At 60.1% G+C, this 24245-nt stretch carries 24 protein-coding genes; 16 read left to right on the top strand and 8 right to left on the bottom strand.

Going from position 1 to position 24245, the window contains the following annotated elements:
• Nucleotides 1-75 precede the first annotated feature (75 nt).
• Genes ACNA0J_RS03410 through ACNA0J_RS03380 form a run of 7 tightly spaced genes read right to left on the bottom strand, consistent with a single transcriptional unit; the run spans nt 76 to nt 6211 of the window.
• The gene (locus ACNA0J_RS03410) at nt 76-717 is read right to left on the bottom strand and encodes an isochorismatase family protein (RefSeq protein ID WP_415816382.1); all 642 of its coding nucleotides are present in this window, start codon (nt 715-717) and stop codon (nt 76-78) included.
• Nucleotides 714-1757 carry a M29 family metallopeptidase gene (locus ACNA0J_RS03405; RefSeq protein WP_415816380.1) on the bottom strand — a complete coding sequence of 348 codons (1044 nt, stop codon included), beginning with the start codon at nt 1755-1757 and terminating at the stop codon, nt 714-716. Before ACNA0J_RS03405 ends, ACNA0J_RS03410 begins: the two co-directional genes overlap by 4 nt.
• Before the next feature lie 24 nt (nt 1758-1781).
• Nucleotides 1782-2777 carry an amidohydrolase family protein gene (locus tag ACNA0J_RS03400; protein WP_415816378.1) on the bottom strand — a complete coding sequence of 332 codons (996 nt, stop codon included), beginning with the start codon at nt 2775-2777 and terminating at the stop codon, nt 1782-1784.
• A 17-nt stretch (nt 2778-2794) separates the two neighbouring features.
• Complete coding sequence (locus ACNA0J_RS03395) at nt 2795-3310, bottom strand: aromatic-ring-hydroxylating dioxygenase subunit beta (RefSeq protein ID WP_415816376.1); 516 nt, start codon at nt 3308-3310, stop codon at nt 2795-2797.
• Entirely contained in the window at nt 3307-4617 is a 1311-nt protein-coding gene (locus ACNA0J_RS03390) for an aromatic ring-hydroxylating oxygenase subunit alpha (RefSeq protein ID WP_415816374.1), read from the bottom strand. The genes ACNA0J_RS03395 and ACNA0J_RS03390 overlap by 4 nt, the downstream gene beginning before the upstream one ends.
• A 26-nt stretch (nt 4618-4643) precedes the next feature.
• Complete coding sequence (locus tag ACNA0J_RS03385; RefSeq protein ID WP_415816372.1) at nt 4644-5897, bottom strand: NAD(P)/FAD-dependent oxidoreductase; 1254 nt, start codon at nt 5895-5897, stop codon at nt 4644-4646.
• The gene (locus tag ACNA0J_RS03380; RefSeq protein ID WP_415816370.1) at nt 5894-6211 is read right to left on the bottom strand and encodes a non-heme iron oxygenase ferredoxin subunit; all 318 of its coding nucleotides are present in this window, start codon (nt 6209-6211) and stop codon (nt 5894-5896) included. The genes ACNA0J_RS03385 and ACNA0J_RS03380 overlap by 4 nt, the downstream gene beginning before the upstream one ends.
• A 453-nt stretch (nt 6212-6664) precedes the next feature.
• On the opposite strand from ACNA0J_RS03380, the gene ACNA0J_RS03375 reads away from it, so the two are divergent.
• From ACNA0J_RS03375 to ACNA0J_RS03325, 11 genes are all read left to right on the top strand, one after another.
• On the top strand, nt 6665-9046 hold the full coding sequence (locus tag ACNA0J_RS03375; RefSeq protein ID WP_415816368.1) for a xanthine dehydrogenase family protein molybdopterin-binding subunit: 2382 nt from the start codon (nt 6665-6667) through the stop codon (nt 9044-9046).
• A complete protein-coding gene (locus ACNA0J_RS03370; protein WP_415816366.1) occupies nt 9043-9894 on the top strand; it encodes an FAD binding domain-containing protein in 852 nt (283 codons plus the stop codon). Before ACNA0J_RS03375 ends, ACNA0J_RS03370 begins: the two co-directional genes overlap by 4 nt.
• Before the next feature lie 65 nt (nt 9895-9959).
• Nucleotides 9960-11117 carry a xanthine dehydrogenase family Fe-S subunit gene (locus ACNA0J_RS03365; RefSeq protein WP_415816364.1) on the top strand — a complete coding sequence of 386 codons (1158 nt, stop codon included), beginning with the start codon at nt 9960-9962 and terminating at the stop codon, nt 11115-11117.
• 125 nt (nt 11118-11242) lie between these two features.
• The gene (locus tag ACNA0J_RS03360) at nt 11243-12049 is read left to right on the top strand and encodes an alpha/beta fold hydrolase (protein WP_415816362.1); all 807 of its coding nucleotides are present in this window, start codon (nt 11243-11245) and stop codon (nt 12047-12049) included.
• A gap of 84 nt (nt 12050-12133) precedes the next feature.
• Nucleotides 12134-12667, top strand: coding sequence for a MarR family winged helix-turn-helix transcriptional regulator (locus ACNA0J_RS03355; protein WP_415816360.1), 534 nt, complete (start codon nt 12134-12136; stop codon nt 12665-12667).
• 144 nt (nt 12668-12811) lie between these two features.
• On the top strand, nt 12812-14602 hold the full coding sequence (locus ACNA0J_RS03350; RefSeq protein ID WP_415816358.1) for an acyl-CoA dehydrogenase: 1791 nt from the start codon (nt 12812-12814) through the stop codon (nt 14600-14602).
• Nucleotides 14603-14751: 149 nt separating this feature from the next.
• Nucleotides 14752-15081: a LysR family transcriptional regulator gene (locus ACNA0J_RS03345; RefSeq protein ID WP_415816356.1), complete on the top strand. Its 330-nt coding sequence runs from the start codon at nt 14752-14754 to the stop codon at nt 15079-15081.
• A 30-nt stretch (nt 15082-15111) separates the two neighbouring features.
• On the top strand, nt 15112-15411 hold the full coding sequence (locus ACNA0J_RS03340; protein ID WP_415816354.1) for a hypothetical protein: 300 nt from the start codon (nt 15112-15114) through the stop codon (nt 15409-15411).
• 38 nt (nt 15412-15449) lie between these two features.
• The gene (locus ACNA0J_RS03335; protein WP_415816352.1) at nt 15450-15560 is read left to right on the top strand and encodes a hypothetical protein; all 111 of its coding nucleotides are present in this window, start codon (nt 15450-15452) and stop codon (nt 15558-15560) included.
• 457 nt (nt 15561-16017) lie between these two features.
• Complete coding sequence (locus ACNA0J_RS03330) at nt 16018-16821, top strand: alpha/beta fold hydrolase (protein ID WP_415816350.1); 804 nt, start codon at nt 16018-16020, stop codon at nt 16819-16821.
• Nucleotides 16818-17861, top strand: coding sequence for a M29 family metallopeptidase (locus ACNA0J_RS03325; RefSeq protein ID WP_415816348.1), 1044 nt, complete (start codon nt 16818-16820; stop codon nt 17859-17861). The genes ACNA0J_RS03330 and ACNA0J_RS03325 overlap by 4 nt, the downstream gene beginning before the upstream one ends.
• Before the next feature lie 18 nt (nt 17862-17879).
• Here the strand turns inward: ACNA0J_RS03325 and ACNA0J_RS03320 are convergent, their stop codons facing one another.
• Nucleotides 17880-18647, bottom strand: coding sequence for an IclR family transcriptional regulator (locus ACNA0J_RS03320; protein WP_415816346.1), 768 nt, complete (start codon nt 18645-18647; stop codon nt 17880-17882).
• A 131-nt stretch (nt 18648-18778) separates the two neighbouring features.
• On the opposite strand from ACNA0J_RS03320, the gene ACNA0J_RS03315 reads away from it, so the two are divergent.
• Genes ACNA0J_RS03315 through ACNA0J_RS03295 form a run of 5 tightly spaced genes read left to right on the top strand, consistent with a single transcriptional unit; the run spans nt 18779 to nt 24237 of the window.
• A complete protein-coding gene (locus tag ACNA0J_RS03315) occupies nt 18779-19756 on the top strand; it encodes a Bug family tripartite tricarboxylate transporter substrate binding protein (RefSeq protein WP_415816344.1) in 978 nt (325 codons plus the stop codon).
• 15 nt (nt 19757-19771) lie between these two features.
• Nucleotides 19772-22069 carry a xanthine dehydrogenase family protein molybdopterin-binding subunit gene (locus tag ACNA0J_RS03310; protein ID WP_415816342.1) on the top strand — a complete coding sequence of 766 codons (2298 nt, stop codon included), beginning with the start codon at nt 19772-19774 and terminating at the stop codon, nt 22067-22069.
• A gap of 9 nt (nt 22070-22078) precedes the next feature.
• Nucleotides 22079-22876 (top strand): CoxG family protein, encoded by a 798-nt coding sequence (locus tag ACNA0J_RS03305; RefSeq protein ID WP_415816340.1) that lies wholly within the window; start codon nt 22079-22081, stop codon nt 22874-22876.
• A complete protein-coding gene (locus ACNA0J_RS03300; RefSeq protein ID WP_415816338.1) occupies nt 22877-23740 on the top strand; it encodes an FAD binding domain-containing protein in 864 nt (287 codons plus the stop codon).
• A complete protein-coding gene (locus tag ACNA0J_RS03295) occupies nt 23737-24237 on the top strand; it encodes a (2Fe-2S)-binding protein (RefSeq protein WP_415816336.1) in 501 nt (166 codons plus the stop codon). Before ACNA0J_RS03300 ends, ACNA0J_RS03295 begins: the two co-directional genes overlap by 4 nt.
• The last annotated feature ends 8 nt before the right edge of the window (nt 24238-24245 follow it).

Raw genomic sequence — 24245 nt, 5'->3', positions numbered from 1 at the left:
CATGAGGTAGGGGGGGGCCGGCACGGAGTGCGCCGAGGTTCTGGCAGGCGGGAATTACGGGTGAGAGGCGGGGTGTCAGGGCGACACGCTTTGCTCTTTCGTGCTAGTCGCCTCTAAAGCGACATCGCGGGGCATCGAGGTCGCATACTTTTGTTTCATATCGAACAGATTGGCTTCGTGAGCCTGTAGGGATCGATCGCCCACGCAGTCAGTGACAACGAGAGGGCGGAATCCGTGACACATAGCGTCAACCACGCTGGCGCGGACACAGCCGCTGGTCGTGCAGCCCGCAATCAACAACGTTTTCACGCCGCGTTGAGACAGCCAGGCCGCCAGCGAAGTACCGAAAAATGCAGAAGGATTAGTCTTGCGCAGCACCAACTCGCCACTGATAGGTTCAAGCTGTGAGACGATTTGGCTTTCTGGTGCGTGCTCACGCAGGGTTAGGAGAGACGGGACCTTGAGCGCCATGATGGTTGCGTCGGCTCCGTCGTCTTGATACACAACTCGCGTGTGCGCGACCGGCCAGCTGCGGTCTCTTGCCGCCATCAAAAGGCCGTGAGTGCGTTCGATGGCAGGGGCTATGTTGCCTCCGCCGAACGTGAGCGGATCGGCGAATCCATTGACGAAGTCGACTATCAGCAGGCCGAACGGCGCCTTAAGCGCGAGGGCGTTGCCGAAACCTTGCTTTTGGTAGATGTCCTGATCGGGGCTCATTGAAAGGCCTCGTCAATGACTTTGCCATCTTGAACCACGACGATGTCATCGAGCCTCACTGTGCAGTTGCGCAAGGGAATGTCGAGGTGACAAGGCGTTGTGCGAGGTCCACCTGCCTCGTTGTTTGGACCTAACGAGAATAAGAAGTTGCCTTCGAACGCGCGCGCGTCCTGACCTGTTGTCGCCTCGCGGTCCATCAGCGACAGCGTGTGCCAGTAGCAGCGTGGCTGCATCCCCCAGCCGATGTGCGCGATAGCGTAGGCTTCGGGATCGTTGTAGGCCTCCATGAATTCGCGCAGCATGGCAGCATCGACATCACCTTCAATGCTTCGCACGAAACCGTCCCGCAAATTCAATGTGATCTTGTCCGAGACGTAGTTCCTCTGTGGCAGAAGGATGTCGCCGCGATCGACCACGATGGTGCCGTCGCTGCCGCCTTCGTTGGCGAAGGTAAAAAGGAAGCCGCTTGGCCAGTGATCCCAGCGCCCGGGTTTCTCGCAAAATCCGTACTCGCAGATGGTCGGGAAATCTCCGAGCTGGAAAGTCACATCCGTGCCAGTCGCCGACGTCACGTGCATCGTTCTCGCCTTTCTGAGGAGCGTCGATGCAGCCAACACACGCTTGCGATCGTCCTCAGTCGGAATCGCCCGCACCAGCACCTCGGGTGGCTCCGCGACCAAAAGAATCTTTGTTCCGGACTCAAGAATTTCCAGCTGCTCGGGAGAGAACAACAGCACCATCAAGTCAAGGACGAGATCGCTATTTTTCATTGCTGCGAGTGCAACTGGATTGTTCGTGAGGGGTGTTTCACCCAAGTAGTTCATCCGGTCGCGGCTGGTTGCTTTCTCCGCGTTGATGGGCTGCAGCTCGATCTTGGTGACGACCGCGCCGGCTGCCTGCGCGGCAATCGTCGCGGTCTGCAGCGTCTGCGGGTGCGTGTGGGGGCCGCACAGGATCGAAACCTTCTGCCCACGTTCCACCTTGCTGAGCTTCAGAACTTCGTCCCAAGCCTTGATCAATTGATAATCGCTGACTGGCATTTTCTCGTCCTTTAGTTTGGAGTGTTAGACCTGCAGGAGCGCAAGCTCCTCCATGTTGCCCAACTTGAAGAGCTTGCGCGCATTGCCATGGCACACCAATGCACGTACTCGGTCGGTCAGCGGTGCTTCCTCGATAAAGGTGCAGGCTTCGGCGGTCGACTCGTATGGGTAGTCCACCGAAAAGAACACTGCCTGAGCCCCGAGTTCGCCTATCGCACCGGCCAATGCCGAAGCAGAGCACACGCCAGACGTGGTGATAAGGATGTTGGTGCCGATGTACTCGCTGGGCTTGCGTGCCAGCTTGATGCCCGACGGATACGCGGCAAAACGGCTGTCGAGACGCCATCGCTGGTACGGCAAAGCCTCGCCCATGTGGCCAAGAAGAAGATTCAGGTGCGGGAATCGGTCGAACACCCCTCCGAATAACAGGCGCAACGCATGACCTGCCGTTTCCACGCCCCATCCCCACGCGGCTCCCTGAAGTACCGGCATGCCCTCCAGCAGTGCTGGCGGCTTGCTGAACGCGTTGGGGTGGAGGTAGATAGGGACGCCGAGCGCTTGTGCGCGCTCCCAGAACACATCGAATTCTGCACCTTCGTAGTAGCGCCCCAAGGTGTGACCATTGATCATTGCGCCCTTGAAACCATACTCGACGACGGTGCGTTCCAGCTCGTCGGCTGCGGCGGTGGGATCCTGCAGTGCCACGTGGGCGAAGGCTCCGAAACGTCGCGGATGGCGTGCCACGCGCTCGACCAGGAACTCGTTGTTCTCGCGCGCTCGCCGGACGGCGGTGTCGCGATCTGTCTCGGCCTGCACACCGGGCATCGTTTGCGACAGAACGACGTATTCGATATTTCCCGCGTCCATATCTTGAAGGCGCTGATCATCGAAATCGGTCAACTTGGCGTCGAGCTTGGCGACCAATTCAGTCGGCAGTGCTCCCGTGTATTTAGCAGAGTACTCGCCGAATCCTGGAGCGGAGAAGTGCTCTTCCAGCGCGATTTTCGGAGTTTTGTTCATGGTAATCCTAGGTAGGTTCAGACTGGATAGGCCAAGTCGGTGTCAAGAATTTCTGTGTCGTACACCACTTCGCGGCTGGCAAGGAGCAGCCGGTCATCCTCGCGTACGAAACGATCGTGATAAATGCCTGACAGGTGCACCGTGGAGGGGCCTTCGACAAGGGTCTGCATCAAGATGAACGGCGTCTGCGAGCTGACCGTGTGGTCGGCTTCCTTCAGCACCCGCGTGATGCCGAGCACATGCAGCATGTGCCGCGGTGCGAACATCTGCGAGTGCGCTACGGCCAGGGCGCGGTCGATGATCATGTCCAGGCCTTCGCAGTACACGAGACCCACGGGCATGTTCAGCAAGGCGTTGTGGCGCGAGGTGATGCGGTAGGTAGCTTCCTTGGTGAAGAAGTCGGGCCAGCATTCGACATCGTTCGCGTAGAGGGCGGCGCAATACTCGACATGGAAGGAATCGATCTCGGCGCGCAGCTCTGACGCGCGCTGGGGTGACACCATGGATCTGGCGTAGGCGAGCCGCTGTTTCATGCTGCTTTCTCCGCGACACGGATGTCCATGACTTCCCGGTAGTACTGGTAGAGGGACCGAATGCAGGACTCCGAGATCAGGTTGCGCGCCGAACCCTCGTGGCCGGCATCAAGCTTGACGACGTTGTTGTCTGTTGAAGAGTTGCGCAGACCCTCTTGCACGAACTTCAAAGCCTCGTTGTCTTCAAGACCGAGGAAACCCGAAGGACCCATCAAGTTGCCCTGGCGCAGGCGGTGTCGCGTCATTTCCGGTGTGTCATCTTCGTAGCCGAACATGGTCCACTGCATCACCATGCTGTTGGGGCCGTTCGGAATTATCTGGCGCACGCCCATGGTGTTCATCTGGCGCTGTACGATCAGGTTCGGCCACAGAGTCATCATGTTGGCGGACCAGGGCGACTTGAACTCCCGCACATAGTCCAGGAAACGTTCGTCGCGCAACCTGAGGTCGTCGCTGAAGGATCGCATCTCCGCTTTGTCGTCCTCGGCCACCTTTGCATAGATCTCGTCGGGTTTGGACGAGGCCATGAAGCCGTGGCGACCATGAACCTTGTCTGCGACCACAGTCGATTTGATGCCAGGCACCAGCAGGCCGAACACCACGAGGAACGAGTGCAGCAGCGTCGCGTGGTACGGATCCTTGAGGTTCTCGTGGTACATCTTCCAGTTGCACGGAAGCTCGTTGCGGCAATATCCGAGGATCTTGAGTTTCTTGCCCGAGAAGGCGACATCGAACTCCTCGACGATCTCCTTGGTCATGTACTCCTCCAACGGAGGCGTCTTGTCGGAATACGTGGCGAACACCACGCCGTTTCGTGTCGTCACACGCAACTGACGGGTGCCGTGGTCTGCATTCTCGAAATCCGCCGGCAAGCCGCCGACCTTGTTGATGCCGCGTTTGAAAGGGACGCCTTGTAGGTTCCCCTTGAGGTCGTACGACCACTGGTGATAGGGGCAGACGAATTCCTTCGTATTTCCTTGGCTGGAACGGCAGAACTCGGCACCGCGATGGGCACACCGGTTTTCGAAAACAGAGATCGTGTTGTCCTCCGCGCGGACGATCACGACGGGCGTGGCGCCGACGTAACCGCGCTTGTAGTCGCCTTGGTTTGGAATTTCTGCTTCCAGAGCGACAAAGTTCCAGGTGTCTCCGCGGAAGATGCGTTCGATCTCCTGGTCATAGATGGCCTGGCTGGTGTAGACCCAGTCTGGAATGTTGTTCAGGGCATCCGCGGGCCAGACACACTGCTCCAGTGGCGGGTTCTTACGGGCATTCGTGATGCCGATGACCGCCTGCGATTGATACATGGAAGTTCCTTGGCGATGAGAGAGGGTTAAACGGTCGCGCTGGCGTGGGCTTGCATCTGCTTGACCCATGCGCGCAGGTTGGTTGTGTCCAGTGGAAAGTCCTCCCACTGCAAAGGCTGGCCACGTTCGAAAAGAGGGCGGATGGCTCGCAGATCGGAGCCAGCATTAATGGCCACGCCGTGCAGAGGAACCGAGCTCCGGTGGCCGATCCACATCACCTTGTCGCTGGCCAGGTCTCCGCGGCGCACGTATTCAAGATCGGGAGCGGGCAGACCGAGTACCTGAATGTTGTGTTGTCCTTGGTCGGTCCAGAACCACGGCACTGCGGGCACGGGAAGAGGGGCGCTGAGCATGGCGGCAGCGGCGGTGCGCGCCTGCTCGTTCGCGTTTTGCCAGGACTCCAGGCGCGTTGGCACCGTCTGGCCCGGGCGTTGCTGGCTGGTGCAATCGCCGCATGCGAATACGTGTTCGTCGCTGGTACGGCAGGACGCATCTACCAGAATCCCACCCCCCACTGCTACCTCAAGCCCCGCTTCGCGAGCCAGCGAGTCGTTGGGCGAGAGGCCGACCGCTACGATCAAGTCGTCCACCTCCAGAGCCCCGGCGCCTGTGATCAAGTGCATGCGACCTCTGGGCGACGCACGGACGTCGCTGAGGGAGGCCCCGAGCATGAGTTTTGCACCGGCATCCCGCATACGGGCTTCCAGCCAAGCTGACGCCTCGCATGGCAAAAAGCGATCTAGCAGAGAGGCCGCGCGCTCGAAAACCGTGACCGATGCGCCTGCAGAGAGCGCAGAGTGGGCGACCTCGAGACCCAGGAAGCCACCACCCAGAATCGCGACCTCGGGCCTGAGCTGAAGGGACGCACGTAGCCGGCGTGCGTCATCGAGCGTACGGATGTGATGTACGCGGGGATGAGCGGTGGGGACAAAGGGCAGTGTGTGGGCTTCCCCGCCTGTGGCGATCAGGCACTTTTCGTACCCGAGCACCCGACCGTCGGCGAGGCAGACATGGCGACGCCGCAGATCCAAGGCAACCGCTTCGCTGTTGCTCAGAAGTTCGATATCGCTGCGCACCCAGGCGTCTTCCGTGAGCACCTCGAGCCTGGGCTCTTCTATGTCTGTCAGGACAGCCTTGGACAAGGGTGGCCGCTCGTACGGTCTGTGGCGTTCACGACCGAGCATCGTGATGCAACCTCGGTAGCCCTGCTCGCGCAGGGTGTGCGCCGCGACTGCCGCAGACTGGCCCGCGCCGACGATGACAACGCCTGGCGACGTCATTTGCTTGCGGGCGACAACACGTAGATGTCGTCGCCTTCTCGTTTCACGGTGTGGATGCGCAGGTCCACGGTGACCGGCGCGCACATGGCCTTACCGGTGCGAATGTCGAATCGACCTTGATGCAGGGGACATTCCACACAACCGTCTTCCACGTACCCCTCTGACAGCAACGCCGTGGCATGTGTGCACATGCTGTCCGTGGCGAAGAACTCGTCGTCAATGCGGTACAGCGCGATGCCATGACCGGCCACATTGACAGTCTTCGCTTCATCGTTGCTGAGCTCCTGCGCCCAGGCGACCTTGATCCAATCCATGACTTTGTTCCCGTAATTAAAGCACCAAAAAAACTAGTCAGTGTGCTTGCACATTAATGTGATTTCTTTATGTATTCAAGTGCGGGTTTGTACTGTGATGCGATGCACCATACTGAGCAACTAGGTTCTTTCTTGTGCCTAAATATTTGCGATTTTCATAGACAAGTAGTCCCACTATGGAGATCGGTATGAGGCTAAATTGCTATTAGCATCCGCCTGCTTTACATGTACGGCCTTCAGGCATATATTTATGAAAGTGAACTTACATATATTGCCTTTCTCGATGAAAATCGAGCTTGCATCGAAGGGGCTGCGTGTAGTGTCCGGGCCTTCTGTGGCTGATCACTTCAAGAGGGCATCCCGATGCAGCGTCAGAGGTCCCGCAGGGTGGTTGCGCAGGTGACCCATTCAGTGCCGGCCGACACAAGGACATTGGTGAAGGAAAGGAAACACATGGACCAAGCAGACATTCCGGCGAGGCTGTTGAAGCGGGAGGGCATAGGTGCCCGGGTACCTCGCAAAGAAGACGCGCGCCATCTGGTGGGCAAAGGCAACTTCGTGGGGGACTTCGTGTTGCCCGACATGCAGGAGGTAGCATTTCTGCGCAGTCCTCTGGCGCACGCCTCCATCACCGGCGTTGAGATTCCGGAAGCGCTCGCCGGTAAGGTGTTCCTGCGCGAGATGATGGCGGACGCGACAGACATCGGCTCCCCCTCTTCAATACCCACGTATCAGTACTCGGCGTTGCCGCCGCTGGCCTCTGGCAGGGTCCGCCACGTCGGAGAGGCCATCGCGATGGCGGTGGCCCCCACCCGAGCCGTGGCGGAAGACCTACTCGAAGACGTTCAGGTCTCGTATGAAGAGCTGCCCGTCTATCACAATGTGGATTCGGCCCTCGCAGCCACCGGAGAATTTATGCACCCCGGGTGGAAAGACAATCGATTTCTCACGCTCCGAGCGAATCGCGACTTCGATGAGTTGGCCGCGAAGGCCGAGGTAAAGGTCAGCCGTACGGTGGAGTTGTCGCGCCAGTGCATCGTGCCGCTGGAAGGCAAGTCGGTGTTGGCCTACTGGGACTTCCAGACCGAGCAGCTTGTGGTGGTCAGCGCGACCCAGGTGCCGCATTTGCTGCGTATAGGGATTGCACAGCATCTTTCGATGAATGAAGAGGCTGTGCGGGTAGTGTCACCTGACGTCGGGGGTGCCTTTGGCTACAAGGGGCAGCTCTACCCGGAAGATCTTTGCATCGCCTGGCTGGCCAAGACGTATCGTACGCCGTTCCGCTACCTCGAAGATCGGCGCGAGCATCTGATCGTCGGTGCCAACACGCGGCAGCACCACTACCAGCTCACGGCCTATGCCGATCGGAAAGGAAAACTCCTGGCATTGGACGCGGTCATCACCATCGATGGCGGCGCCTATTCCTACTACCCTTTTTTCGTCGGCCTGGAGCCTGGCCAAGCGATCGGCAACTTGCCCGGTCCGTATACCTTTCGCGGCTATCGTTGCGAAACCTTATGTGTCGCAACCAACAAGCCGGGGTTTATGGCCTATCGCGGCGTGGCGCGCACCGGTGTCTGCTTCGCAATCGAACTGCTGATGGACGCGGTGGCGCGTGAAGTCGGTCGCGAGCCCTGGGAAGTCCGGATGGAGAATCTGGTCCCGGCCGCTGCCATGCCCTACGTCAACGTGGCCAACAAACACTTCGACAGCGGCGACTTTCCTGCGAGCCTGCGGCGCGCAGTGGAGATGATCGGACTGGAGGCCGTCCGCGAGCGGCAGGCGCGTGGAGAGCCCGACGGACGCCGAATCGGTTTCGGCACGGCTACATACACCGAGCAGTCTGCCCACGGCACCACGGTGTTCGCCAACTGGGGGCTGCCTGTGGTGCCCGGTTTTGATCAAGCGATGATCAGGATGACTGCGGATGGCGGGCTCGAAGTGCGCGTCGGCGTGCATTCGCATGGGCAGGGCATGGAGACCAGCTTTGCGCAGATTGCCAACGACGTGCTCGGCATTCCAGTCGCCAGAATCCGGGTCGTGCATGGTGATACGGCGCTGACACCGTTCTCCTCTGGAACCTATGCCTCTCGCGCAACGGTCATGTCCGGTGGGGCCATATCGACCGCGTGCAAGGAGCTGTTGCCCCGCATCCAGTCGATTGCGGCATACCTCATGGGCGTGGAGCCGAGCGCGGTTGCCTTGATCGAAGGGTGCGCCGTCGCTGGCGAGAAGTCTATTCCCCTTTCCGAGGTCGGGCGGGTGTGGTACCTCACGCCCCAAGACCTGCCGGCGAACGTTCATCTGGGTGGGCTGGAAGTGTCTCGTGCGTACAAGCCCAACGTCGACACCGGCACCTTTACCTATGCCACGCATGCCGTGGTGGTCGCCGTCGACACGGAGACGGGCGAGGTGGAGATCCTGGACTATGTGGTGGTCGAAGACTGCGGCACCATGGTCAACCCGATGATCGTGGAGGGACAGACCATCGGAGGCATCGCACAGGGCATCGGCACGGCCATGTACGAAGAGAGTCCTTACGACGAGCAAGGCCAGCCTTTGGCTTCCACCCTTGCTGACTACATCCTTCCCGGCGCTACGGAAGTGCCGCGCATCCGCATCGAACACTTCGAGACCCCTTCGCCTCACACGGACTTTGGTGCGAAGGGTGTGGGCGAGGGGGGGGCGATCGCGCCGCCTGCGGTGATCTTCAACGCCGTGAATGATGCGTTGATCGGCACGGGCGCCGCCGAAGTACTGATGACACCGCTGACGCCACGCCGCTTGCTCAAGGCCCTTGAAAAATCGACGCTGGGACAGGAGAGCGCCCAATGAAAGCTCCTCGTTTTGCATACACCCGGGTTCTCGAAGTGAGTGACGCCCTCGCGGTGCTGGCGACGGGAGGTGGCACCGCCAAAGCCATGGGCGGAAGCCAGTCCTTCGGGCCCATGCTCAACCTGAGGTTGGCACGCCCCGCGCAGGTGGTCGACGTTTCTGACATCCCAGGTCTGCGCACCGTCCGTCGTAAGGCTGGCTGGGTTGAGATCGGTGCCGCCGTCACGCACGCCGAGATAGAAGATGGCGTACACGAGCCGCTGGCGGCACACCCCATGCGCCAGGTCGCAGGCGGCATCGCCTACCGGGCGATCCGCACCCGCGGCACCGTCGGCGGCAGTCTGGCGCATGCCGATCCCGCCGCCGACTGGGTTGTCACGCTCTCGGCACTCGGTGCACGCATCGTGGCTCAGTCGCCGCGCGGTGAACGCACGATCGAGGCCGATGCGCTGATGCTCGGCGCGTACACGACCGTGTTGGAGTCCGATGAGTTGATCGTCTCTGTCTCCGTGCCGTCAGAGACGCCGACGTCGCATTGGGGCTATCACAAGGTCTGCCGCAAGCCGGGCGAATTTGCCGAAGCGAGTGCGGCGGTCTATTTCGATGCATCGCACGCGCGTGCACGGATCGTGCTGGGGGCTGCCGACGGCCCTCCTCTTCTGCTGGAAGGGCTCGCGGCCAACATCGCGGCCAAGGGCAGCGCCGCCGCGGGGCGTGAGCAACTGCGGGCCGCTGTCTGCACCGCTCTCCCCGAACGCGATGCCATCGATCTGAAGCTCTTCACGGCCTGCGTAGAGCGTGCCCTCGAGCAGTCCGGCATCTTTGCCGATCTGAAGCAAGCGGAGTAAGAGACTTGGACCCTATCTCCATCCACGTAAATGGCCGCAGTTTCCGACGGGAGGCCGAGCCCAGGATGCACCTCGGCGACTTCCTGCGCGATGAACTGCGGTTGACCGGTACCCATCTCGGTTGCGAGCACGGCGTCTGCGGCGCGTGCACGGTGCTTGTCGACGGCCAGCCCACGCGCTCGTGTATCACGTTCGCCGTGGCATGCGAAGGCAGGGAAGTCACCACCATCGAGGGCTACGACGACGATCCGGTCATGCGGCTGCTGCGGCCAGCGTTCACTCGCCATCACGCGCTGCAGTGCGGTTTCTGCACACCCGGAATGCTGACCACGGCCCGCGACATCGTGCTTCGTCTGCCCGACGCCGACGAAGCGCGGGTGCGCCTGGAACTGTCCGGGAACCTGTGCCGTTGCACCGGGTACCAGGGCATCGTGGATGCCATTCTGGACGTGCTGCAACAGCAGCGCGATGCGCCAAATGTGGAATTTGAACAACTGCGGCAAAGATTGAGTGCGCCGCGAATGGCCACGGTGAAACCGCTCGCGGCTGCTGTGTCGAACGACGTGCCCACGCACGCTCCGGGCAAGTCACCCTCTGTGAACGGGGCCACTTCTGCGGAATTGGCGGAAGTCGATCCGGTGGCGATGGCCAAAGCCAAAGCCAAGGGCAACGCGATCGAAGTCCATTTCGATGTGCCTTATGCCGTGGACCAGGTCTGGGCGTTCATGGGCGACCTGCCTGCAGTCGCGTCGTGTCTGCCCGGCGCAACCGTCGATTCGCACGAAGAGGAGAAGGTCCGGGGGAGCATCTCCATCAAGTTTGGTCCGATGTCGGCCGCTTTTGTTGGCGCCGCGCGCCTGCAGCGTGACGACGCCGCCAAGCGTGCCGTCCTTCGCGGCGCAGGCCAGGACAGTCTGAGCAAGTCGCGCACCCAAGGGGATATCACCTATCGCCTGGAAGCTCTGTCGGCCGACAACACCCGAGTTCACGTGGACATGGTCTATGCGTTGCAGGGTCCGCTTGCCCAGTTCTCCCGCTCTGGCCTCGTCAAGGACTTCGTGCGCCGTATGGTGGCGGACTTTGGCAAGCAGATTACCCGCAGGCTGGGTGGCGAAGCCGTTGTTTCCAACGAGCCGCAGCCTACGGTCTCGATCGCGGGAATGATGTTGAGCGTGCTCTGGAATCACATCCGTGGCTGGTTTGGAATGCCTCCACGAGGCTAGGGCGACACGTGCCGGGTGCAGGAGGAGGCACCCTCTTGGTACGAAGGTCCAGCGCTTCATTACATCTGTCCCAAGGCTTGCCTGATATCAAAAGGCCCAGGCGAGTGGACCACCTAGGAGTCCGAATGAGTTCCTTTCTTCATGGGTATCACGTGCGCGCCAACGGTGTGCGTCTGCACCTTCTGCGCTATGGAGGGCAGGGCCCTCGCTTGCTATTGTTGCCCGGGATCACGAGCCCTGCGGTCACTTGGGGTTTCGTCGCCGAGAGGCTTGTTCGGCAGTACGACGTCCATGTGCTTGACTTTCGTGGTCGTGGCTTGTCCTTCAGCTCACCAGGAATGGACGCAGACCTCGACACGATGGCGACTGACGTGCTTGATTTGATGGACGTTCTGGGGTGGTCATCCGTGTTGCTGCTAGGGCACTCTATGGGAGCTCGCGTTGCAATTCGCGCCGCGGCGCGCGACCCACGGCGCATAGATAAGCTGTTGCTTATCGATCCCCCCATGTCTGGTCCAGGTCGCCGGGCGTACCCAGTGCCGCTGTCATGGTACGTAGAGTCGATCCGGTTGGCTATCAAGGGAGTCACGGCAGAAGAGCTTCGCCCCTATGCTCCGGCCTGGAAAGAGGAGCACCTGCAACTGCGGGCCGAATGGCTTCACACGTGCAGCGAGGAGGCGATCGTCCAAGCACACGCGGGCTTTCACGAAGACGATATACACGCAGATCTGCCCAAGCTGCGGACACCTGGACTTCTCATGACGGCGGGGCAAGGCGGTGTCCTACTCCCGGAGGACTTGGCCGAAATCGAAGTACTCGCGCCTGACCTGCAGCAATGCACGGTCTCTGCTGCCGGCCACATGATCCCGTGGGATGACGAGGAGAATTTCTATCGCCTACTGGGAGAGTACCTGCAGGTCGATTTTCTGTAGCTGCACTTCGAATGCTGCTTGGTTTTCCAGCCACTATGGAGAGAATCGTTAAACTCGCCAAATGACACTATCGGCGATATCGAGATGATGAAAAAGCGTTCTCCCGTTCAGAACAAGCAGACAGTCGGCTCCAACGTTGCGACAAAACTCCCTGGCCCCGAGACTTTCAGCCCATTGCGCCATGTCATGTGGCGTCGCCCGGGCTTTTTGATTCGTCGGTTGACCCAGATTGGGCAGGCAATTTTTTTCGATCTGTGCAAGTCCGAGAGCATCACGCCCCTACAGGTCGGCATGCTGACGGCGCTTTCGATGAACCCTTGGCTTGATCAGAAAACCATTGGCCGAGAGCTTTCGTTGGACCGGACAACGACAGCGGAAGTACTCAAACGGCTGGTCGAGAAAGGGTTGGTCGAAACCAGAGTAAATCCTGACGATCGTCGGTCAAGACTTTCGGTCATCACAAAGGAGGGACTAAACCTGATAAATGACTTGCAAGAGAGCATCCATCGCTCTCAAGAACTGCTCGTCGAACCGCTATCGCCAGAAGATCGCGTCGTTTTTATGAGGCTTCTAGCGCAGTTGGTGGATGCACATGAAAAGATGGGCAAGCTGAGCTAACCCTGCTGAGTTGAACTGCTCTGACTGCCAGTAGGATGTTAGAGGCCATACCCGACGCCCGACTTTTTAGCCGGCCGGCTTGTGCTGATATGCGGGGCCGCGCTTCACACACTATTTTGGAGTTGCTCTAGAAGCAAAAATTGGATGAACTACGTCGCCCCCCTTAAGGACATGCTGTTCGACATCGAGCACCTCGCGCGCATTGACCGGATCGCGCTGATGCCGGGCTTCGAGGACGCCGGACTGGACACCGCGCAAGCCGTGCTGGAAGAGTGCGCCAAGCTCAACGAGGGCGTGATTGCTCCGCTGAACTTCGAAGGCGACAAAAACCCCTCGTCCTTCAAGGACGGCGTGGTCACCACCACGCCGGGCTTCAAGGACGCGTTCCGGCAATACGCCGAAGGCGGCTGGCAGGGGTTGCAGCACCCGGTGGACTTCGGCGGCCAGGGCCTGCCCAAGACCATCGGCGGAGCCTGCGGTGAAATTCTCAACAGCGCCAACATGAGTTTTGCGCTTTGCCCGCTGCTGACCGATGGTGCCATTGAAGCCTTGCTGACGGCGGGCAGCGACGATCTGAAGGCCACTTACCTCCATAAACTGGTGAGTGGCCAGTGGACCGGCACCATGAACCTCACCGAACCGCAGGCCGGCTCCGACCTCGCGGCGGTGCGCAGCCGGGCCGAACCGCAACCCGATGGCAGCTACAAGGTGTTCGGCACCAAGATCTTCATCACCTACGGTGAGCACGACATGGCCGAGAACATCGTGCACCTCGTTCTCGCTCGCGTGACAGGGGCGCCGGAAGGCGTGAAGGGCATCAGCCTGTTCGTGGTGCCGAAGTTCATGGTGAACAAGGACGGCTCGCTGGGCGCGCGCAACGACGTGCACTGCGTGAGCATCGAACACAAGATGGGCATCAAGGCCAGCCCGACGGCGGTGCTGCAGTACGGTGACCATGGCGGGGCCGTTGGCTATCTCGTGGGCCAGGAAAACCGTGGGTTGGAGTACATGTTCATCATGATGAACGCCGCGCGCTACGCGGTGGGCGTGCAGGGCATCGCGATCGCCGAACGTGCCTACCAGAAGGCCGTGGACTACGCGAAGGATCGCGTGCAGAGCCGCCCGGTCGATGGCTCGATGAGCACCGCGGCGCCGATCATCCACCACCCCGACGTCAAGCGCATGCTGATGACGATGCGCGCGTTCACCGAAGGTTGCCGCGCCATGGCCAGCGTGGCCGCTGCGGCCTACGACGCCGCGCACCACCACCCGGATGCCGACATGCGCAAGCAGAACGCGGCGTTCTACGAGTTCCTCGTGCCGCTGATCAAGGGCTACAGCACCGAGATGAGTCTGGAAGTGACCAGCCTGGGCGTGCAGGTGCATGGCGGCATGGGCTTCATCGAGGAGACCGGTGCGGCGCAACATTACCGCGATGCCAAGATCCTCACCATCTACGAAGGCACGACCGCGATTCAGGCCAACGACCTCGTGGGCCGCAAGACCGCGCGCGACAGCGGTACCGGCGCCAAGGCCATCGCTGCACAGATAGAAAAGACCGAGGCCGAACTGGTAAAGCGCAGCAGCGCGAACGCCAAGGCCGTTCACATGCGCCTGAAGGCCGCACGCGAAGCCTTTGTCGACGTGGTCGAATTCATCGCCGAGAATACCAAGTCCAACCCCAACGCCGCCTTCGCCGGCAGCGTGCCCTACCTCATGCTCGCGGGCAACCTGGTGGCGGGCTGGCAGATGGCGCGCACTTTGATCGTGGCGGAAGACCAGTTGGCCCAGGGCACGGACGCCGGCTTCATGCAAAGCAAGATCACCACCACACGCTTCTACGCCGACCACATCCTCAGCCGCGCCCCTGGCGTTCGCGACAGCATCGTGGACGGTGCCGAGAGCGTGAATGCGCTGCCAACCGAAATGTACTAGTGAAACCAGGCGGCAGGTGGTCTCTTGATGTCACAGTGAGTTTCTCGTTCGTAGGGGCCACGACGTGCTTTTCGATGAGTTACGGAGTTTCATCACGATGTCTATTTTGGCGGTTCTCAAAGGCCAACTCTGGTTTGCAGAAAGCTCGAATGATGAAGCTGTACCATCTTCAATACTTCATTGCGGTCGCTGAGGAGTTGAGTTTTCGACGCGCTGCCGAGCGTGTCCCCATCGACTCCACTCCGCTGCCGCGGACCATCGGCGATCTGGAGGATCAACTTGGTGTGCTGCTTTTCATGCGTATACCGCCCAAACTGCACCTTACCCCTGCCGGGGCGCGCTTGCTCAGGGAACGCGCCTGGAACCTGATGCGCCTGCTCGGCCTGGAAGACGCCGAAGGTCTGGGCCAACGTTATCCACACGAAGTCTCTGACGGCCAGCTTCAGCGCATGATGACGGCCATGGCTTCGTGTAGCTAGCCCACCCTAATCGTCTTCGACGAACCCCCTATGGCCCTGGACCCGCAAACACAAACACAGGTGCTTGCCGCCGTCCACCACGCCCTGACGGCCATGAGAACCGCCGCGCTCTACATCAGCCACGATCTGCCAACCATGGCTGGACTGGCCGACTACCTGCTCGTCCTGCGTCACGGCCAAGTCGTAGAGAGCGACCAAGCCGCGCCCCTGCTAGCCGATCCACAACATCCTTACACTCGCCAGTTGTTCCAGGCCCAGGCGCCAACGCGCACCAAGCTGCCCAGTCCTGCCGCGCAGCCCGCGCCCTGCAGGTTGAAGGCGTATCGCTGACCTGGCCCTCGGGTACCGGCAAGTCCACACTCGCCAAGGTGATCTGCGGCCTCGTCCAACCGAGCCAGGGGCGGTTTCGGATCGCCGGAGAAAGCGCCAGCGCTGATGTCCTACACCGCAACGCCGACCAACGCCGACGCCTGCAGTAGATCCACCAGAATCCCGATCTTGCCCTCAACCCCCAGCAGACGATGTTCGAAACCGTCGCGCGGCCGCTAGTGTTCTTTGTGAAACAGCGTGGTGCCGCGCTGCGTGAACGTGTAGGCTCGCTGTTGCATCAGGAGGGACTCGACCCCGCGACCTCTTCGCCCATCGCCTCCCCTCTCCCTGGCGGGCAGAAACAGCGCATCTGCATCGCCCGCACGAGTCGGCACCGACGCCGCATGTGCTTGGTTGCACCCGCTATTCCAGTACATCACATGATTCACCTACTCATTGGTGCGAATATCCGGATTGACCTGAAAATTCCTGCTGATAGAATATGATTCTGCCTGACGCACCACTATTCTTTTTTCGCTGTGACAAGGTGGCCGGTCGAAGGCAGACAGACAACGGTGGCAACTAGCCAAAAAGGAGGGTGACGTGAATACGGGAACAGGAGCGCATGTGCGTGCGAACGGTATTCGCCAGCACTATTTGCATTTCGCCGGCGCTGGCCGCAGCGTGCTCATTATCCCGGGCATCGTCAGTCCGGCCGCTCTCTGGCGTCACGTTGGGCAACGGCTTTGTGAAGAATATGACTGCCGTATCCTAGACGTAAGAGGACGTGGACTATCCGAAAGCGGCCCACATTTGGATTACGGCGTAACTGCCTGCGCCTACGATATAGTCGCGTTCGTTCAGACCACGGGTATGAAACAACCCATCGTGGTGGGTCATTCCATGGGTGGACGAATCGCGCTCCGCGCTGCCACGCTATCACCTGGGCTTTTCGGCGCACTCGTGCTGATTGACCCCCCCACTAGCGGCCCTGGTCGGAGAGCCTATCCAGTGCCGAAGTCCAGAACCCTGGCCTTGTTACGCGCGGCCCATCGTGGTGAAGCGCTCGAGTGGATGCAACAAAGTGGAGCCGCCCCATGGCCAGGCAAACTGCAGCAGCTGCGTGCGGAATGGCTGGCTACTTGTGACGAGCGCGCTGTGCACATTGCCTACGACGATTTTCATAATGAAGATCTTTTCGCTGATCTCGCGCAAACGAAAGAACCACTTTCGATGCTCTGTGCGGGCGAAGGTGGGGTCGTTTCCGACGCAGATGTCACGGAGATGCATCAGTTGCGCAGCGATATCTCGGTCGCGCGCCTATCCGGCGTAGGCCACCAGATGCAGGCCGAGAACTTTGAAGCATTCAAACAGGCGTTGGGCCATATTCTTGCCCAGCATCATCAGACTATCGAGAGGAACAGCAATTGAAACTGGACGCGGAAGTACTGGATCTGTTCACGAAAGAATTGAGGCTATGCGGCGTTAAATCGGGAGAAACGGTCGTAGTACTGACCGCCGACGATGAATGGCAAGAGAACGCAAATGCCTTTATGGCCGCGGCCCAAAGTCTGGAAGCAACGACCTTCAATCTGAATGTCCGCCGCGGTCAGCAAAACGCGGTGGGTGTGCAAGGGCGGCATCCTGTCGTGGGAAATGAACTCGCGATGCGGACGCTCAAGTCGGCGGACATGGTAATCGATATGGTTGGCCTCTTATTCTCGCGCGAGCAGGCGGAAATCCAGGCCGCCGGCGTACGTATTCTTCGCGTAATGGAACCCTTTCACATATTAAAGCAGATGTTCCCTACCGAAGATTTGCGGCGTCGCGTCGAATACGCCAAGGAAATGCTGGAGCAAGCAAGAGAGCTTCGGTTCACCTCTGATGCGGGCACAGACGTCACCTACCAGTTGGGCCAGTACCCTGTGATTTCAGAATATGGCTACACCTATGAGCCTGGCCGTTGGGATCACTTCCCGTCGGGATTTTCTTTCACACAGGGTAATGATGGCGGCGTCAACGGCACGGTCGTGTTGCAGCCAGGCGATATTCTTTGCGCGTTCAAGAAGTATGTTGAGTCGCCGGTGACATTGAAGATAAGAAATGGCAATGTCGTGGACATATCAGGCGCGGGCGTTGATGCACAACTGATCGATAGCTACATCAAGAGCTTCAGTGATGACCGGGCCTATGCGATTTCACACATAGGCTGGGGGCTCAACGAGAAAGCGTGTTGGTACCAGTTCTCGGTGACACGCCAATTGCCGGCCGAACATGTGATGAACGCGTTGTCGTTCTATGGCAATGTACTTTTTTCTCTGGGGCCAAACCTGGAAGTGGGAGGAGACAACGACACGGCTTGCCACCTGGACTTGCCTATGCGCCGATGCAACCTTTGGTTAGACGGAACACAGATTCTGAAAGACGGCGACGTCATTCACCCAGCAATGCGGGTCGCTCACCACGCTTGAACGACCGGTGGGATCGCCCTAGTCTGCCGACTCACCCAATGCGACGGAGCTGTCCGCCGGACGCCAACTATCGAATATAGTGGCATCACCACCCAGTCGGCGCGTCAGATCGGCCGAGGCTGCCAACAAGCGCACGGACATGGCCGAAATCAACTCCGCAGAGAATCGGGCAGCCGGCCCGGAGATGGCTAGGGCCCCGCGCAGATTTTTCTGAGGGCCGAATACGGGTGCCGCGATTGCAGCAATATCTGGCTCGCGCTCGCCGATAGTAATAATGTAGGGCTGCACGGGAGCCTGTGATCGAGGAGTGATCGCCGGGTCGAACGCCATCAGCACCCGGCCTGCCGCTCCTTTGTCGAGCGGCACAAGGTCGCCGGTTCGGATATGGTCCCGGATCGATCGCGGCGAGTCCACCCGGAAAAGACAGACGCGGTGGTTGCCCTCGCGAGTGAAAAAAGACGCCCCCTCTTCAGTCTCCTGAACAAGCCGACGCAAAATCGGTGGCACATGATCGTCCAGACGCAGCGCAGACTGGTAAAGCCCGCCCCAGTGCAACAGCATCGAACCTAGTTGATAGTTTCCGTCGTCCAAGCGCACGATGCAATGCTCCTGCACCAACGTTGCCAAGAGGCGCAGGATAGTGCTCTTGTACATCTTGGTTCGGCGAGCGATTTCATTCAGCGACAAGGAACTGTCGCCCGCACGAAAGGCGTTGAGTATAGCAATCGCCCGCTCTACTGCGGCAACGCCTCCCGCTTTTACATCATTATCCGGAGCTTCCGACATTTGTTCACTCAATCTAGTGCATATCCTAGTTGACATTGTATCGTACTGCTAGGCAGAATATGGTTCCTCTTAACAGAACACGAGGCTGCAACTCGTCAGCTGCGTCCTATAACTTCCCAGGGGTACCCAAGATGCATAACGTAAGCTGGAAGAAGCTTTTCGCAAGCCTGGCCTTTGGCGGCCTTTGTTTGATGGGCGCAGCCAACGCCGAGCAGTATCCGGACAAGCCCATCACACTCATCGCACCCTATCCGCCGGGTGGAGCCACTGATCTGTACGCCCGTTCGGTCGCGGCAGGTCTAGACGAGCTGGGCCAGTCGGTCGTGGTCGAGAATCGCGCAGGCGCGTCGGGGATCATTGGTGCGGACTACGCAGCCCGGATGGCGCCTGATGGCTACACGATGCTGATCGGCGCGTCTTCCATGTTTTCCGTGCTGCCGCTGCTCAGCGAACGAATGAGCGGCGTCTACCAGAAGATCGAGCCTATCTCCATTCTTGGATTCAATCCGTCGTACGTGGTTGTGCCCGCGACGCTGCCAGTCAACTCCATCCAGGAATTAATTGCCTACCTCAAGAAGAACCCCGGCAAATATGGCTACGGGTCCGCCGGAGCCGGCACCTCGCAGCACGTGTTCATGGAACTCTTCAAACAGCGCGCCGACGTCGATGTGTTCCCGGTGCAATACAAGGGTAGCGGCCCCATGGTGATCGACCTGATCGCTGATCGGGTCGTCATGGCGATCGAGCAGGGGCCTGCGGTGCTGGCCTACATCAAGTCCGGCAAGTTGAAGGCGCTTGCCGTCACGACGGCAAAGCGATCCGAAGCCTTGCCCAACGTTCCCACGTTGGCTGAAACCGTGCTTCCGGGCTTCGACGTTGTTACCTGGTTTGCCCTCTATGCGCCCAAGGGTGTGCCGCAGAACGTCATCGACAAGGTCGTGCCGCAAATCGCCAAGACGATGGCTTCGGAAGAGGTCAAGAAGCGCTTGGGCGCTGTGGGCGTCGAAGCCGCGTCCAGCACGCCCGAAGACGTTGTAAAGCGGCAAGCCGCCGAGACCGCATTGTGGACGGACGTGATCGCGCGTTCGAAGATCTCGCTCGAAAACTAAAACCCCGGCCTTCTCATGCATTCCAAGCCTCTGTTTTCGCTCAGCACCGAGCCCCGCTCAGACTATCTTGAAAAAGTCACGGGCGCGGCAGTCTACGCGAGCGACATCGCCATACCGAACATGCTGCACGGCAAGATCCTGCGCAGCACCGTGCCGCACGCTCGCATTGCGAAGCTGGACCTGAGCGCGGCACTTGCAATTCCGGGCGTTGTGGCCATCCTGACAGGCGACGACCTCAAAGACCTGCCGGGTGCCGAGATCCGGTGGGGACTATCGTTGCGCGATCGTCCGGTCATTGCGCTGGAAAAAGTACGTTACGTCGGCGACCCTGTTGCCGCGGTGGCCGCGATCGACGAGGCCACGGCAGAAGAAGCCGTCGATGCTATCGTTGTCACCTATGAGACGCTGGCGCATTCGACAACGGCGCAAGAGGCGCTTGCCGAAGGCGCCGCACTGGTCCACGAGGATATGGATGTCCTCAAGGACTATTATTTTCGAGGGCATTGCACGCCAGTCGAGGGAACCAACCAGTTCCAGCAATGGGCCTATGAAAGTGGCGACGTCGATCGCGTGTTCCAGGGCGACGTCCGGATCTTTGAGGATACTTTCACTTTTCCCATGGTTTTCCACTATGCGATGGAGCCGCACGTCTGCATCGCAGACTGGAAGCCCAACTCGCTGGAGATCTGGAGCGGAGGCCAGACCCCCACCGCTATCCAGCGTGTCTGTTCAGAAATCCTGGGCATACCGTTGGCCTGCGTCAGGGTGCATTCTCCTTATGTCGGGGGCGGGTTCGGCGGAAAGGCATCGGTAAAGATCGATCCCCTGGTGGCGGCACTGTCATGGAAGGCACGGGCGCCCGTTCGGGTCTGCCTGACGATCGCCGAGTCGATGCTGACCTGCCGCCGCCTTGACGCCGAGGTGGCGCTCAAGACGGCTGTAGATAAAAGCGGCAGAATCGTTGCGAAGTCGGTGCGCGCCGTGCTGAACGGGGGCGCGTACGCGGATACCGGGCCCGCCATCGCCGTCAAGGCCGCGATCCGGGCGATCGGGCCGTATCACATACCCAATCTTCGACTCGAGGCCGTAGGCGTTTACACGAACACGGTACCGGGCGCCGCATTCCGGTCTATCGGGGGCCCGCAGGCTGTATGGGCTACCGAGTCGCAGATGGACATCATTGCCGATGCCATGGGTTATGACCCGGTCGAATTCAGGATGCGCAACCTGGCTGAAAAAGGCCAGACCCTGAAGCACGATCTGCGGCCGATCGACGTCGATATGCGGCGGTCGCTGCGCGCGGCGCTCGACACGCTCAAGAATTTGCCCGAGTCCCGTCACGAAGGGCGGCGCGGGGTCGGTGTGGCTGTGGGAGCGACTGATCCCGGAATCATGCCGATCGGCGGCTCTATCGTTCGCCTGCGCGCTGACGGCTCCGTGAATGTTTCGGCGAATACGGTTGAAATCGGGCAAGGAAGCCGTGGCGTGCTTCGCATTATTGCCGCCCAGACCCTGAACCAGCCTTTGCGCATGATCTCTGTCGCGCAGCCGGACACTTTGCAGGCTCCATATGACTGGGGCACCGGAGCCAGCCGCTCGACAGTCATCATAGGCCTGGCCGTGCAAATGGCATGCGAAGACATCGTGCGCCAAGTGCGCGACACCGCTGCCCAAGTGCTGGGTGGAAACCCGGACGACTACAAACTGGTGGACGGCGCAATCGAAGGGCCGCAGGGCTCTATGGCATTGATGGAGCTTCTGCGGCGCTTCAACGGCATGGCCGCGGGCGAGTTCCTGGGTGTCGGCCGCGTCAATCCCAACACCAAGGACGGCAGTTTCAAACTGCAGCCGCTGTTCTGGGAGACGGGGGCCGGGGCGTTTGAAATAGCCCTTGATGAAGGAACCGGTGCCATCAAGGTCTTGAGGGCGGGCGGTGCCGCCGACCTAGGCCACGTGATTAATCCCAAGGCCGCCGAAGGCCAGGATGAAGGCGCCATGGTAATGGCGCTGGGCCACACACTATCAGAGGAATACATCTACGAAGACGGCCAGGTCGTGAACGGGACACTCTTTGACTACAAGGTGCCCACGATGGAAGAACTGCCCGATCAGGTTGGAACCACCCTGATAGAGAGCGGTGACGGACCCGGCCCATTCGGATCTCGTGGCGGCGGCGAAGGAGCAATCCTGCCTGCGGCGCCCGCCGTGGCCAACGCTCTGTTCCAAGGCTGGGGAATCCGGTTGAAGGAACTGCCATTGACTCCAGAGCGCGTCTGGCGCGCGTTAAGAGACAAACCCCTAAACGACAAATAAAGCGACGCCATGGATTTCAGAATCGACGCACTATTACCGGCCACTGCTGCACAACTGTGGGCCATCTTCTTCGATGTACAGCGGGTTGCTACCCTCATTCCGGGTTGCGAGGACGTTGCCGAGGTAGAAAAACTCAAAGAGTTCGCCGCGGTCATGCGGCAGAAGATCGGGCCTTTCAAGCTGGAAGTGCCGACCCGCATCATTATCGAGTCCTACGATATAGAGCGGCAGGTTTCCCTGAAGGCTGCCGGCAAGGATAAGGCTACGGGCACGACCATCGACGTAGGCATGGTTGTCAATCTCGAGGAACAGCGCGACGGCAAGAATGTGCTGTGCAAGCTCGACGTCAACGCCAGCATGCAGGTCGCAGGCCGTCTTGCATCCCTGGGCTACCCGATTGTGCGCAAGCGTTCAGAGCAACTTTTCGCCGAGTTCGAGCAACGCTTGCGGGCCGAACTGTCGAACCTGGATGGCGTCCGAGCCGTAGCGCCGGAACCGCAGCCCAGTGCACCGGGCAAGCCGGCACCAGACAGAAAGCCGCATGCCGCCGAATCTGCAGTGCAGATCGAGGCCCCGCCTTCCGGCACCGCGGCACGACAACAGGAGCCCAGGCATTTCTCGCCTGCGCCGGCTTCACCTGAAAAGGGCCGCACCGAACTGGTTTTTCTTTGGCCAAGGCTGGGTGTCAACGTAGCCGTCGCCGTCGGAGTCGCACACGGCGCGGTCGCATTTGGCCAATCGCCGTGGTGGTGGCTGGTCGCTCCTTTGCTGGGCGCGGCTGCGAGCCTGGGCAAGCGAGGTGGCTGAATGCGTGCCAAGAAATTCTTTCTGCACCGGCCTGGCAGTCTCGAAGAAGCCATTGCGCTGAAGAAGCAGTACGGCGACGCCGCCACGTTCCATGCTGGCGGGACAGAGCTGCTGGTCGCATTGAAAGCCCATGTCTTGCGTTACGAGCATGTAATAGATCTCAAGCAGATTGATGAGCTAAAAGGCGTGCGGCTAAGAAGCGACGGTACGATAGCAATCGGGTCGCTGACTACGCACGACAAGATCGCGAATGACCCGATCGTGCGCGAGTCGCTGCCAGGGTATGCCGAGCTGAGCGAGCATGTTGCCAATATCCGAGTCCGGATCGCGGGTACCCTGGGAGGTGTGCTTTGCTTTGCCGAGCCCCACGCCGACGCGCCGACCATGCTCTGTGCTCTGGACGCCTGGCTGGTCCTGGCTGGCCCGGAGGGGCAACGCGAAGTCATGTCCAGGGATTTTCATCTTGGCGAGTTCGCAACGGCCCGCAAAGAAGACGAGATACTGACGTCGATCGATATCGCGCCTCAGTCATCGGGCACCCGGTCGGCTTACCGGGCGTTCGGGCATACCGAGCGGCCCGCCGTGGGGGTGGCCGCCGTCTGGTCCATAGACAACCCGCAACGCCTGAGCCTGTGGGCCGGTGCGATATCCGCCAAGCCTACTCGGCTGGGGCGCGCGGAGCAAGTGGCGGCCGGCCTCTCCCCCGACCTGCACGCCGACGAGATATGGAATCACCTGCAGCTTGCCGTGGCCGAAGATGCCGAAGACATCGACGCCCATGACGACCTCCACGGCGGCGCCGACTACAAACGTCATCTTGTATCCGTTCTTGCCGAACGGGCTCTTAAAGCGTGCTTGCCATGAGCCAGACCGAATACGAATTTCCCATGATGCGCGTGGATTTCAACCTCAACGGCAAAGCCACTTCCGTGGACGTCGAACCGTGCGAGATGTTGATCGATGTGCTGCGTGATCGCTTGCAGCTGAAGGGAACCAAGCGATCGTGTGACGTCCAGGTCTGTGGCGCTTGCACGGTTCTTGTCGACGGGAACCCTACCTCTAGTTGCACCACGCTATGTGCCGATGCGCACGAACGCGACGTGAGGACCATCGAGGGGCTGGCGAATGGCAAAGAGCTGGATCCCGTCCAGCGCGCATTCATCGCGCACGGTGCATTGCAGTGCGGGTTCTGCACGCCGGGGATGATCCTGTCTGTCAAGGCGATGTTGGAGCGCCACAAGAAACCATCCGAAGAGACCGTACGCCATTATCTGCGCGGCAACATTTGCAGATGTACCGGCTACGTCAAGATTCTTGAGGCCGTCATGGACCTCATCCAAAACCCATCGCATTACCAATAGAGGAACCA

Origin of the sequence: Bordetella tumbae, from assembly GCF_965139195.1 — a bacterium.
GTDB lineage: Bacteria > Pseudomonadota > Gammaproteobacteria > Burkholderiales > Burkholderiaceae_B > Bordetella_A > Bordetella_A tumbae.
This window is presented reverse-complemented; position numbering and strand designations above follow the sequence as displayed.

What these genes read in the sequence shown, in the direction of transcription:
- ACNA0J_RS03410 (WP_415816382.1), bottom strand. Translation starts at nt 717, where the DNA reads ATGAGCCCCGATCAGGACATCTACCAAAAGCAAGGTTTCGGCAACGCC.
- ACNA0J_RS03405 (WP_415816380.1), bottom strand. Translation starts at nt 1,757, where the DNA reads ATGCCAGTCAGCGATTATCAATTGATCAAGGCTTGGGACGAAGTTCTG.
- ACNA0J_RS03400 (WP_415816378.1), bottom strand. Translation starts at nt 2,777, where the DNA reads ATGAACAAAACTCCGAAAATCGCGCTGGAAGAGCACTTCTCCGCTCCA.
- ACNA0J_RS03395 (WP_415816376.1), bottom strand. Translation starts at nt 3,310, where the DNA reads ATGAAACAGCGGCTCGCCTACGCCAGATCCATGGTGTCACCCCAGCGC.
- ACNA0J_RS03390 (WP_415816374.1), bottom strand. Translation starts at nt 4,617, where the DNA reads ATGTATCAATCGCAGGCGGTCATCGGCATCACGAATGCCCGTAAGAAC.
- ACNA0J_RS03385 (WP_415816372.1), bottom strand. Translation starts at nt 5,897, where the DNA reads ATGACGTCGCCAGGCGTTGTCATCGTCGGCGCGGGCCAGTCTGCGGCA.
- ACNA0J_RS03380 (WP_415816370.1), bottom strand. Translation starts at nt 6,211, where the DNA reads ATGGATTGGATCAAGGTCGCCTGGGCGCAGGAGCTCAGCAACGATGAA.
- ACNA0J_RS03375 (WP_415816368.1), top strand. Translation starts at nt 6,665, where the DNA reads ATGGACCAAGCAGACATTCCGGCGAGGCTGTTGAAGCGGGAGGGCATA.
- ACNA0J_RS03370 (WP_415816366.1), top strand. Translation starts at nt 9,043, where the DNA reads ATGAAAGCTCCTCGTTTTGCATACACCCGGGTTCTCGAAGTGAGTGAC.
- ACNA0J_RS03365 (WP_415816364.1), top strand. Translation starts at nt 9,960, where the DNA reads ATGCACCTCGGCGACTTCCTGCGCGATGAACTGCGGTTGACCGGTACC.
- ACNA0J_RS03360 (WP_415816362.1), top strand. Translation starts at nt 11,243, where the DNA reads ATGAGTTCCTTTCTTCATGGGTATCACGTGCGCGCCAACGGTGTGCGT.
- ACNA0J_RS03355 (WP_415816360.1), top strand. Translation starts at nt 12,134, where the DNA reads ATGATGAAAAAGCGTTCTCCCGTTCAGAACAAGCAGACAGTCGGCTCC.
- ACNA0J_RS03350 (WP_415816358.1), top strand. Translation starts at nt 12,812, where the DNA reads ATGAACTACGTCGCCCCCCTTAAGGACATGCTGTTCGACATCGAGCAC.
- ACNA0J_RS03345 (WP_415816356.1), top strand. Translation starts at nt 14,752, where the DNA reads ATGATGAAGCTGTACCATCTTCAATACTTCATTGCGGTCGCTGAGGAG.
- ACNA0J_RS03340 (WP_415816354.1), top strand. Translation starts at nt 15,112, where the DNA reads ATGGCCCTGGACCCGCAAACACAAACACAGGTGCTTGCCGCCGTCCAC.
- ACNA0J_RS03320 (WP_415816346.1), bottom strand. Translation starts at nt 18,647, where the DNA reads ATGTCGGAAGCTCCGGATAATGATGTAAAAGCGGGAGGCGTTGCCGCA.
- ACNA0J_RS03315 (WP_415816344.1), top strand. Translation starts at nt 18,779, where the DNA reads ATGCATAACGTAAGCTGGAAGAAGCTTTTCGCAAGCCTGGCCTTTGGC.
- ACNA0J_RS03310 (WP_415816342.1), top strand. Translation starts at nt 19,772, where the DNA reads ATGCATTCCAAGCCTCTGTTTTCGCTCAGCACCGAGCCCCGCTCAGAC.
- ACNA0J_RS03305 (WP_415816340.1), top strand. Translation starts at nt 22,079, where the DNA reads ATGGATTTCAGAATCGACGCACTATTACCGGCCACTGCTGCACAACTG.
- ACNA0J_RS03300 (WP_415816338.1), top strand. Translation starts at nt 22,877, where the DNA reads ATGCGTGCCAAGAAATTCTTTCTGCACCGGCCTGGCAGTCTCGAAGAA.
- ACNA0J_RS03295 (WP_415816336.1), top strand. Translation starts at nt 23,737, where the DNA reads ATGAGCCAGACCGAATACGAATTTCCCATGATGCGCGTGGATTTCAAC.